Raw genomic sequence first — 11136 nt, forward strand, 5'->3', positions numbered from 1 at the left:
GACAGGGGATGATACGCCGCCTGACGCGGCGTGCAAGATCCGAATGGATGAGGCGGGAAGGCCTCAGGGGGAGGCGAGCATGCCCCAGTCAGATACCGGGTTCAGGCTCAGGCGCACATTATCGATCAGCCGGGTGCGTCCGAGGCGCGCCGCGGCCAGGATGGCGATCTCCTCGGTCTCCTCGGTGACCGCGCGCAGGGTGCGGGCATCGCGAATGGCGAAATAATCCGGCTCGAAACCAGCCTGTAACAGTTGCATGCGGGCGTGGGACTCGAGCTGCAGGAAGTTGTCGAAGCCGCAGGCGATGGCTTCGCGACAGCTCAGCAGGGTTTCGTGAATCAGCGGAGCCAGGCGCCGCTCCTGGTCGTTCAGGTAACCGTTGCGGGAGCTCTTCGCCAGGCCGTCCGCGTCGCGCACCGTAGCCACGCCTTCCACTTCCACGGGCATGCACAGGTCGCGAACCATCTTGCGAATGATCGAGAGTTGTTGGAAGTCCTTCTCCCCGAACACCGCCACATCTGGCTGAACGATGTTGAACAGCTTGTTAACTACCGTCGTCACCCCGTTAAAGTGGCCGGGACGGCTGCTGCCACAGAGGGTCTCGGACAGGTCGGGCACCTGTACCTGGGTGTGCAGGTGCATGCCTTCCGGATAGATATCAGAGACTTCGGGGGTGAACAGGAACTGCACGCCTTCGGCAAACAGCTTTTCCTTGTCGGCGGCGAGGGTGCGGGGGTAGCTGTCCAGGTCCTCCCGCGGACCAAACTGCAGCGGGTTGACGAAGATGCTGACTACGACCACATCCGCGAGCTGGCGGGCGCGCCTGACCAAGTCGATATGGCCGTTATGCAGATTGCCCATGGTGGGCACAAAAGCGATACGCTGCCCCTGGCTGCGGCGTTCCCGCAGGGCATTCTGCAGTTGCTGGATATTGGCGTAGGTACGCATGTCGACATGACCCCCGCGTGACGGTAAGGGTGATGCTGGACCGGAACCGCTGGTCACTGTTGTGGCGGGCCTCCCCCGCCGGGGGACGCAGTATGCACCACCGGCTGGACACCGGGCAACGGCTTTTCAAGAAAATTTAACCCTCGTGTGTTACCTGGTCACGAAGGCGCGGGTAACAGTAACACCAAAGGTATGTGAGCGCTAACTTACAGTATTTGCCCCCACCGGCGGGACGCTTATCCGGTCGGCTTATTGGTAGCTGTGCTCGTCCCGGGGGTACTCGCCGGACTTGACTGCCTCGACAAAGGCCCGCAGGGCATCCTGGATGGAGTCGTGACCCTGCATGAAGTTCTGCACAAACCGGGCGGTGTGGGCGCTCAGCCCGAGCAGGTCGTGCATGACCAGGACCTGGGCGTCGGTGCCGGGGCCGGCGCCAATGCCGATCACCGGAATATCCAGCTTGCGGCTGATATCGGCGGCGAGGGGTGCCGGTACACACTCGAGCACGAGCAGGCTGGCACCGGCATCCTGGATCTCCACCGCATCCGCCAGGATCGACTTGGCCTCCTTGGGGGTGCGGCCCTGGACCCGGTAGCCGCCGAACACGTTGACCGACTGGGGCGTCAGGCCGAGGTGCGCACAGACCGGAATGCCGCGTTCCACCAGCATGCTGATGGAGTCGCTCAACCAGGTACCGCCTTCCAGCTTGACCATCTGCGCACCGGCGCGCATCAGGCGCGCGGCATTGTGCAGGGTATCTTCCGGGGTGCCGTAGGCCATGAAGGGCAGGTCGGAGATCAACAGCGAGTCGATACCCCCCCGCGCCACACATTCGGTGTGATAGACCATGTGGTCCATGGTCACGGGGACGGTATTGTCGTGCCCCTGGATGACATTGCCCAGGGAGTCGCCGACCAGGATGGATTCCGCGCCAGCCTCGGAAACCAGGCGGGCAAAGGTGGCGTCGTAGGCGGTGATGCAGACGAATTTCTCACCCGATGCCTTCATCTTGTCGAGGGTGCTGATGGTGAACTTGCCCATGTGCACTATCCAAAGAAGGTCGGGTTGAAGTAATGCCGACCGCTGCGAATATCCAGCAGGTAGTCGACCAGTTGTCGAAAATCCTGATCGCCGTTGGCCAGATCGATTTCACTGGCGTTGACGATCAACAGCGGGGCGTCATCGTAATACAGAAAAAACTCACTGTACACTTCGTTCAGGCGCTCCAGGTAAGTGCGGTCGATGGCCTGTTCGGCGGCGACCCCGCGCTTCTCGATGCGCTCCTCGAGGATTTCGGTCGACGCCTGCAGATAGATGACCAGGTCCGGCCTGGGGGCATCGATCTGCAATTGCTGGTAGACCCGCTGATACAGCTGGTGCTCGTCGCTGTCGAGATTGACCCGGGCGAAGAGCGGGTCTTTCTCGATCAGGAAATCCGCGACGCGATTGGGGGCGAAAATGTCCTCCTGGCGCAGGTCGCCGAGTTTCTGGGCCCGCTGGAACAGGAAGAACAGCTGGGTCGCCAGGGCCGCCTCCCTTCGATTGCGGTAGAAGCGCTCGAGGAAGGGGTTTTCGTGGGCGTCTTCGGAGAGCAGTGGATAAGCGAAGTGCTCGGCCAAACGGCGGGCCAGGGTCGTCTTGCCCACTCCGATGGGGCCCTCCACGGCGATATAGCCGGGGGGCGTCCTGCCGCGCAGGTCGTGACTGTCGGTGCTCATCGGCAATGCTCCTCGGGCAGCTGCAGGTCGACCACCTGCAGGTCGGCGCCGGGGCGGGCCGCGAGCAGGGCGGTCAGCGGGCCGAGCCCCGGCAGCTCGCAGTCCGCGGGAAGCAGGTCGGCGAGCGGGTAAAGAACGAAGTCGCGTTCGGCGATGCGCGGGTGGGGGATCTGCAGTCGGGGCAGATTGAGCGTCTGGTCGCCGTAGAGCAGCAGGTCGAGGTCCAGAGTGCGTGGCCCCCAGCGCAATTCGCGCTCGCGACCCTGTCGCGCTTCGATGCGCTGGAGTGCATCCAGCAGCGCCAGCGGCGTCAGCCGGGTTTCCAGCATCACGGCGGCATTCAGGTAGTCGGGTTGTTCCCCCGGGCCCACGGCGGCACTGCGGTAGACCCGCGAGCAGCGCGTCAGGCGTGAGTCCTCAAGGCCCTGTAGTGCCGCCACAGCCTCCAGCAGCTGTTGTGCAGGCTCCTGCAGGTTGCTGCCCAGGGCGACGCAGGCGGTGATCATGCGTTCTGGGCTGGGCGACGCTTGCGTGGCGGTCGCCGGCGACGTCGCCCGCGATCGGCGCGCTCGTCTTCATCGGTCCCGTGGATAATGGGCAGGTTCTGGTGTTCCGGCAGCTCTTGCTGCTCGGTCCACCAGGCGCCACTGCCCCCGGCGTCTTCGCCCGCGGCCTCGCGCAGCAGCAGGAAGTCATAGGCGGCCCGGAAGCGGCGGTTCTGGATCATTTCCTGTGGCTTGCGCTGTCGCTGCAGGCGCGGCTGGAACTCCCAGATCTCGCGCATGGGCAGGCTGAAGCGACGGGGAATGGAAATCTGGCGCAGGGTGGCCTGGATCACCTGTTGCCCGGCGCTGTGCAGGGCGGCCGCGGGCGGCTCGCCGCGGGTCTGCAGCTGCTGCCAGAGCTCCTGCACCACCGGCCACAGGAGCGCCGCGAGCAGGAAGGCCGGCGTGACCGGCTTGCCCGACTGAATGCGCTGGTCGGTGCTGTGCATGGCCGCGCGCACCAGTGCCATGGCCTGCGGATTGCGACGCATGGCGTGATCGCTTTCCGGGAACAGGTAGCGCAGCAGGTCGAGCTCCAGCAGCTTGTCCATGGTGCGTTCGGCATAGCCCGACATGAACAGCTTGAGGAATTCGTCGAACAGCCTGGCCGGCGGTATCTCCCCGAGCAGGTGCGCACAGTCGGGAATGGCCCGGGCCGTGCCGCGGTCGATACCGAAATCCAGTTTGGCGGCAAAGCGGGCGACCCGCAGCATCCGCACCGGATCCTCGCGGTAGCGCTGCTCCGGATCGCCGATGATGCACACGCTCTGCTTGCGCAGGTCCCGCATGCCGTGGACGTGATCGTAGACGGTAAAACTGGCGGCGTCGTAGTAGAGCGCGTTCACGGTCAGGTCGCGCCGCACCGCGTCTTCCTCCAGTGTGCCGTAGACGTTGTCGCGCAGCAGCAGGCCCTTGTCGGACTGCCGCGAGCGGTGGCTGTCGGGCGTGGCATCGTCGCCGTCGGGGTCGCTGTCGTGATGACCGCGGAAAGTGGTGACCTCGATCACCTCGCGGCCGAAGGTCACGTGGACGATCCGGAAGCGGCGCCCAATCAGGCGCGAGTTGCGGAACAGCGCGTGTACTTGTTCCGGCGTGGCGTCGGTGGCCACGTCGAAGTCCTTGGGGTGGCCACCCAGCAAGAGATCGCGAACCGCGCCACCGACCAGGTAGCCCTGGTAGCCGGCCTCGCGCAGGCGCGCCATCACCTTGAGCGCATTGGGGCTGATGTTCTTGCGGGAGATACAGTGCTGCTTTCGAGGGTAGACTTTCAAGTGGGGCTGGCCCTGTGATCGTTGGTCAAACAGCTTGCAGTCTACCACATAAGCGTGCCCGGTCAGGGGCGCGGGGCCGATACGGAATTGCCTGGTAGAGGTGGTGTGGAATCGGAGGAACGAGTTAGTGGGGAAACTCGCGTTTCCCCACCCAGGTCTCGTTGACGGCTTATTCTTATTGCTACTGTTATTCTTTTTATGCTGTTAGCAACACAATCTGTACGTTGCAGCTTCGACCGGAAATCGAAGGGGAAGATATCTTCCCCGTCCAGGTCCATTGTTGTTGTCTGTTATTGTTATTGGGCCGTTTGTTATTGTTATTGTTGTAGGCGTAAAAAGAATTGCAGTGCCCGTGCCAGAAATTGAAAATTCTATATAAAACAGGTGTTTACGATTTTTGGTCTCAGTTCCCGGTCGGGCAAATTGGCTGTGTTTGTTACGGATATACTCTGCCTTCTGTTACATGGAGCGCCGACGGTAACGCTCAGGAGGCCGCTTTTTTGCGCCGTGTGCCGCCCGCTTTCTTGCGCGGAATCTCGAAGCGTTGCCGGCGTTCCCACAGGCACTTGCGGCTGATGCCCAGCTTCTGTGCCAGTTCCGTCTCGCTCATGCTGTCCTGGTGTTCCAGGACAAAGCGCTGGAAGTAATCCTCCAGGGAGAGGTCCTCCGTCGGGTCCGAGGTGATGTTGCGGGGTGCACCCAGGGGATTGGCTGCCTGGGGGCTCTGCACCGGGCCCGTCTGGCCGCGCAGGCGGTTGACATTGACCAGCTCGAGGTCGATGCCCAGCTCCCGGTTGTCGATTTCCGGGCCCTCGCTGAGCACTACGGCGCGTTCGATGGCGTGTTCCAGCTCGCGCACGTTGCCCGGCCACTGGTAGGTGGTGATTGCCTGGATGGCCCGCGGGGAGAGGTTCATTTCGCCCTTGCCGAGTCGCTCGGCCTGGGCCTTGAGCATGCTCTCGGCAATTTGCAGGATGTCCTTGCCGCGGTCCCGCAGTGGCGGCAGCTCGAGGCGCAGGACGTTGATGCGGTAGTAGAGGTCCTGGCGGAACTGGCCCTCTGCGGCCAGGCTCTGCAGGTTGCGGTGGGTGGCGCAGATCAGGCGCACATTCACCTTGCGCGACTGTACCGAGCCGATCCGACGAATTTCGCCCTCCTGGATGAAGCGCAGCAGGCGCGCCTGGGCTTCCATCGGCAGTTCGCCGATCTCGTCCAGGAACAGGGTGCCCCCGTCGGCGGCCTCGATCAGGCCCATGCGGCTGGCGTTGGCCCCGGTAAAGGCGCCCTTCTCGTAGCCGAACAGTTCGGACTCGATCAGGGTGTCGGGAATGGCGGCGCAGTTGACGCAGATGAGGGTATTGTCGGCGCGCCGGCTGTGCCGGTGCACGCTGCGCGCCACCAGCTCCTTGCCGGTGCCGGTCTCCCCCAGCACCAGGACCGTGGAATCCGTGGGCGCCACCTTGCGGATGTGCTCGAACAGCGTGACCATCGGCGGGCAGTGGCCGATGATGTCCGAGGCCGGGGAGTCTTCCTCCGCGGCAGCGGGGGCGTTCGCCGGGGCACCCTTCGGGTGGTCGGCGATGATCCGCTCGACGGCGGCCAGCATGTCGCTGTGGTCGAAGGGCTTGGCGATGTAGTCCACCGCGCCCATGCGCATCGAGTCCACCGCGGAGCGCAGGCTGGCATAGCTGGTCATGATCAGGACCGGCACGTCGCCGGCCTTGCGGATCAGGTCGGTTCCCGGGGCGCCGGGCAGGCGGAGATCGGAGATGATGAGGTCGAAATCGGCGAGGTTATGGCGAGTTTCGGCTTCCTGGACCGAGGCGGCCTCGGATACCGTGTAGCCATGGCGCTCCAGCAATCGCCGCAGCGCACCGCGGATGACCGATTCGTCCTCCACCACAAGAATCTGTTGCATAGAGTGTTACCTCTCGGGTGCAGGGCAACAACATACCGTGACTGCTGGTGATTTTCCAGTCAATTGCACTCTGCGTGTTACTGCTGGTAACGGGCGGTGGGTAGTCGCAGGTTGACCCGGGTGCCCGGATGGGGGCCCTCGCGCAGGGGGCTGGTGATCTGCACGCTGCCGCCCATGTCCTCCATGATGCTGTAGACCAGGGCCAGGCCGAGCCCGGTTCCCTCGCCCGGGTCCTTGGTGGTGAAGAAGGGCTCGAAGACCTGCACCTGCAGCGCCGGCGGGATACCGCTGCCGCTGTCCTCCACCGCAATCACCACCTGCTGTCCCTCGGTATGCAGGGCAATGCTCACTTCGGCGCCGTCTTCGCTGGCGTCCCGGGCGTTGCCCAGCAGGTTGACCAGCACCTGCAGCAGGCGCTGCGGATCGGCCAGCACCAGCTGCTCGCGCTCGCAGCGATTGACGAAACGCAGGGGTCGCGCCTGGTGGTCCAGTTCCAGCAGGTGGATCGCCTCGTCGGCGCAGTCGGCGATATTGCAGGGCTGCAGTCGGGTGTCGCCGGCGTTGGAGCCGTTGTGCGAAAAGTTGACCAGGGATTCGACGATGCGACTGACGCGGCTGGTCTGCTTGATGATGTCCCGGGCTGCCTCCTGCACCAGCTCGGGCTCGTCCTCGTACTCCAGGTTTTGTGCCAGGCAGGCGATACCGGTGATCGGGTTGCCGATTTCGTGGGCGACCCCCGCCGCCAGGCGGCCGATGGAGGCCAGACGCTCGCTGTGCAGCAGCTCCTGCTGCAGCCGTTCGTAGTCGGAAATGTCCTCCACCAGCACGATCTGGTCACCCCCGGGCTGCGTGTTGGCACTCGCTCGCAGCAGGCTCAGCCAGCGATTGCTGCCGTCCTCCAGGGGAACCTCGAGCTTTTTGGCCGCCTGGCTCTGGTCGCGGAAGAACTGCTCGAACAGGGATTGCCAGGGTGCGGGGAGAGACTCCAGGCGCGAACCGAGAATCTGGCTGGCAGGTACCCGGGTAATCCCCTCCATGCTGCGGTTCCACAGCAGGACTTCCCCGTCCGGGGCCAGGGAGCAGACGCCAATCGGCAGGTTGTCGAGGGTTTGCCGGTAGTGGCGGCGGAGGTTGTCCAGCTCCGCTGCCAGCCCGGTGAACTGGCCGCCGGCGCGATCCAGCCGCCGCTCGATCAGGAACAGGTCCTCGGTGCTGCCCTGGGGCTGGTCATCGAAGGGCAGGCAGCGATTGATGATGTTCAGGGCCACGGTGGGCCCGAGCAGGCTGGAGAGGTTGGCTTCGATCCGGGCGCGCAGCCGGCGCAGGGCGTAGGGGCGTGACTCCTGCTCTTCGAACTGCAGCTCGCGCAGGGCTCGCCGCACCTCGGTGCTCGCCGTGTCCTGGCCGAGGGCCGGGCTCAGGCGCTCGATGAACTCCCGCGCCGACTGCATGCTGAGGGTGCGGCGGAAGGGGCGGTTGAGGTTGTCCATGCAGCAGATTTCCGCCGCGACCCGCTCGTCGTCGCTGCGCCGGGTCAGCAGTGAGACGCCGAAAAACAGGGCCAGGTTGAGGCCCAGGGCGATCACGCTGGCCACTGCCCAGGCGTTCTCGCTGCCGGGGAACCACTGTTCGGCCAGGGCTCGCACCCCCTCGGGCTGGGGGATGCCGAGAATCGGAAGCAGCACCAGCAGGCACCAGGTGGCGAGGCCGGCAATCAAGCCCGAGAGCAGGCCCTTGCGGTTGGCGCCGCGCCAGTAGGGGGTGGCGACAACCCCGGGCAGGAACTGCAGGGTGCCGGCAAAGGCGGCCAGGCCGAGCTGCGCCAGGCTGTGTTTGCCGTTGATGGCCATGAAAAAGGCGTAGCCGCCCAGGATCAGCAGGGTAATCAGGGCCCGGCGCAACCATTTCAGCTGGCTGTAGAGGCTCTGGTCGGAGCGGATGGGCAGGAGCTGTCGCGGCAGGATCAGGTGGTTCAGGCACATGTTCGCCAGCGCCAGGGTGGCGACGATGATGGTGGTGCTGGCGGCCGACAGTCCGGCGATAAAGGCGAGGACCGTCAGGGTGGGGGACTGCAGGCTGATGCCTACCCCCAGCCCGGTGTAGGCGGCCGGCAGGCCGTGCTCCAGGTAGAGCCCCGCCCAGGCCAGGGGCAACACCGGCACGGCCAGCAGCAGCAGGTAGAGCGGCAGGCCCCAGCTGGCGGTGCGCAGGTCCTGGCTTTCCTTGTTCTCGGCGAAGGCCATGTGGAACAGGTGGGGCATGCAGACCGCGCCGGCGAAGAACAGCAACAGCAGCGTGCGTGCCGCGTCAGCCTGCATGGGTTGGTCGACAATCGCCGCGGCGCGGGGTTCGCTGGCAATCCAGGCCTGCAGGCCGCCGAAGCCATTGAAGACCTGATGCACCGCCAGCCACATCATCCCCAGCATGGCGGCCAGCTTGACCAGCGACTCGAAGGCGACCGCCGTGACCAGGCCGATATTGCGCCGCTCGGAGGTCAGATTGCGGGTGCCGAACAGCACGGCAAAGATGATGATGATCAGGCAGAACAGCAAGGCCAGCGTGTCCTGGCGCTGGGCCGCCGGCAGCAGCTGGTCGAGGTCGCCGGCGAGGATGTGGATACTGTCGGCAACGGTCTGTATCTGCAGGGCGAGCAGGGGCATCAGGGTCAGGCACATCGCCAGGGTGGCGATGGCCCCGACCTGGTGGCTGCGGAAACGGAAGGTGAGGACATCCGCCAGCGAGGCCAGCTGGTAGACCCGGCACAGCCGCAGCAGGGGTAGCAGCAGCACGGTGGCGAGGAGGAAGGTGATTACCACCCCGGTGTAATAGAGGAGGTAGCCGTAGCCATAGCGGTAGGCCAGCTCGAAGATGGCATTGCTGGCCATGGCTCCGGCGAAAACCGCGAGCGACAGCACATAGGTGGCCGGGTGATGGGTGATTCGACGTGGCAGCCGGCCGCGATCCGCCAAGTGCGCCACCAGGAACAGCACCATCAGGTAGGCGACAATCGCCAGCAGGATTTCCGGGAGACTAAAGCTCATCGTGCCAGGGGCGCTGGAGGTTCCACCAGGCGGCGGCGATGGCGGCGAGCCAGAGCAGGAAGGGCCGGTACCAGCCCTCGGCACCTGCCCACAGCCATTCGTCGACCGCGGGAATGAAGACAAAGGCCAGCGCGATGGTCAGCAGCAGACCCCGGTTGATATACATGAGTCATTTTCCGGGCAAGCAATGCCGAAGGAGTCTACGCAAGCCACCTGTGGCGGTAAAGTCTACAGGCTGGGTGCGCAGGGAATCGCCGCCGGTGTCCAGTGCGCCGCTGCGTGGCCGAGTATTTCGCCGCACTGGCGCAGGTGTTCCGGCGGTGGCGGCTGGCGCAGCAGGGACAGGGCATCGCGCAGATTGTCGGCGGCGCGCCGGAGGGCCAGTGGCGGTGCGTGATTCTGCTTGCTCAGCTTCTGCCCATTGGCGGCAGTCAGGACCGGGATGTGCGCGTAGGCCGGTGGCGGGTACCCGAGCAGATCCTGAAGCAGCCGTTGGCGCGGCGTGGAATCGAGGAGATCGGCGCCGCGGACCACCCGGGTGACCCCCTGGGCGGCGTCGTCCACCACCACCGCCAGCTGATAGGCAAACAGACCGTCCTTGCGCCGCACCACGAAGTCGCTCAGCTGTGCCCCCAGCGGCCAGTCCTGCGCGCCCTGCCAGCTGTCCTGCCACTGGCAGCGGTAGTCGCGAGGCACCTTTACCCGCAGTGCGGCGGGGCGGTCCGGTGGCGGGGGTGCGATTCGGCAGTTGCCGCGGCAGCTGCCCTCGGGGCCCTGCTCGCGGCGGCTACAGCTGCAGGCGAAGAGGTGGCCGTCGCGATCGAGTTGCGCCAGGGCCGCCAGGTAGGCCTCACTGCGGCGGCTCTGCCAGAGCACGTCGTCGTCGGGTTCCAGGCCGTGGGCCTGCAGGCAGTCGAGAATTGCGCGTGCTGCCCCGGCTTCCTCCCGGGGCGGGTCGAGATCCTCCATGCGCAGCAGCCAGCGACCGCCGCGGCTGCGCATGTCGAGAAAACTGGCCAGTGCCGCGAGCAGGGAGCCCCGGTGCAGCCGGCCGGTTGGTGAGGGTGCGAAGCGCCCGCAGGGAATCAACCCAGTTCCTGTCTTTCCTTGATTTCGGCCAGGGTCTTGCAGTCGATGCACAGGGTCGCGGTGGGGCGCGCCTCCAGGCGCTTGATGCCGATCTCGACGCCACAGGCATCGCAGAAGCCATAGTCGTCCTGGTTCAGGCGCTCGATGGTCTGGTCGATTTTCTTGATCAGCTTGCGCTCGCGGTCGCGGGTGCGCAGCTCCAGGCTGAACTCCTCTTCCTGGGTGGCCCGGTCCGCCGGATCGGGGAAGTTTGCGGCGTCGTCCTTCATGTGGGTCACGGTGCGATCCACTTCCTGCATGAGGTCGGCCTTCCAGCGTTGCAGAATCTGGCGAAAGTGCTCGCGCTGCTGCTCGTTCATGTACTCCTCGCCCCGCTTGGGCTTATAGGGCTCGAAGTTCTTGAACTCGTTGGTGCTGGAGGATTTCTGGGCGGCTTTTGGCATGGTATGCATCCCATACGGCACTAGTTGCGGTTGTTGTAGAGCCGGGAACCGCTGGCCGAGGCCCGGGCCCGGCGCCCAAGGGCGCAGAAACTACCAGATTCCCCCGGCCTGTGCCACAAAAATTAGCGCGCGATGTGAGGGCGTGCGCACGGCCCTGACGCCG

General features: G+C 65.1%; 10 protein-coding genes. All 10 read right to left on the reverse strand.

What is annotated here, in order from left to right:
- Positions 1–63: 63 nt before the first annotated feature.
- Complete coding sequence (panC, locus tag ACYVGS_RS10395; RefSeq protein WP_460588613.1) at positions 64–948, reverse strand: 4-phosphopantoate--beta-alanine ligase; 885 nt, start codon at positions 946–948, stop codon at positions 64–66.
- A gap of 249 nt (positions 949–1197) precedes the next feature.
- Positions 1198–1989: a 3-methyl-2-oxobutanoate hydroxymethyltransferase gene (gene panB, locus ACYVGS_RS10400; protein ID WP_460588614.1), complete on the reverse strand. Its 792-nt coding sequence runs from the start codon at positions 1987–1989 to the stop codon at positions 1198–1200.
- A gap of 5 nt (positions 1990–1994) precedes the next feature.
- Positions 1995–2666, reverse strand: coding sequence for a deoxynucleoside kinase (locus ACYVGS_RS10405; RefSeq protein ID WP_460588615.1), 672 nt, complete (start codon positions 2664–2666; stop codon positions 1995–1997).
- On the reverse strand, positions 2663–3172 hold the full coding sequence (gene folK, locus ACYVGS_RS10410) for a 2-amino-4-hydroxy-6-hydroxymethyldihydropteridine diphosphokinase (RefSeq protein ID WP_460588616.1): 510 nt from the start codon (positions 3170–3172) through the stop codon (positions 2663–2665). The genes ACYVGS_RS10405 and folK overlap by 4 nt, the downstream gene beginning before the upstream one ends.
- A complete protein-coding gene (gene pcnB, locus ACYVGS_RS10415; RefSeq protein ID WP_460588617.1) occupies positions 3169–4482 on the reverse strand; it encodes a polynucleotide adenylyltransferase PcnB in 1314 nt (437 codons plus the stop codon). Before pcnB ends, folK begins: the two co-directional genes overlap by 4 nt.
- 484 nt (positions 4483–4966) lie before the next feature.
- The gene (locus ACYVGS_RS10420) at positions 4967–6400 is read right to left on the reverse strand and encodes a sigma-54-dependent transcriptional regulator (protein WP_460588618.1); all 1434 of its coding nucleotides are present in this window, start codon (positions 6398–6400) and stop codon (positions 4967–4969) included.
- Between the two features lie 77 nt (positions 6401–6477).
- Positions 6478–9441 carry an ATP-binding protein gene (locus ACYVGS_RS10425; RefSeq protein ID WP_460588619.1) on the reverse strand — a complete coding sequence of 988 codons (2964 nt, stop codon included), beginning with the start codon at positions 9439–9441 and terminating at the stop codon, positions 6478–6480.
- Positions 9431–9607, reverse strand: coding sequence for a hypothetical protein (locus ACYVGS_RS10430; protein WP_460588620.1), 177 nt, complete (start codon positions 9605–9607; stop codon positions 9431–9433). The genes ACYVGS_RS10425 and ACYVGS_RS10430 overlap by 11 nt, the downstream gene beginning before the upstream one ends.
- A 62-nt stretch (positions 9608–9669) precedes the next feature.
- The gene (gene gluQRS / locus ACYVGS_RS10435) at positions 9670–10530 is read right to left on the reverse strand and encodes a glutamyl-Q tRNA(Asp) synthetase (RefSeq protein ID WP_460588621.1); all 861 of its coding nucleotides are present in this window, start codon (positions 10528–10530) and stop codon (positions 9670–9672) included.
- Positions 10527–10973, reverse strand: a complete 447-nt coding sequence (dksA, locus tag ACYVGS_RS10440; RefSeq protein ID WP_460588622.1) for an RNA polymerase-binding protein DksA — start codon at positions 10971–10973, stop codon at positions 10527–10529. The genes gluQRS and dksA overlap by 4 nt, the downstream gene beginning before the upstream one ends.
- Between the last annotated feature and the right edge of the window lie 163 nt (positions 10974–11136).

This window comes from Haliea atlantica (genome assembly GCF_054779855.1).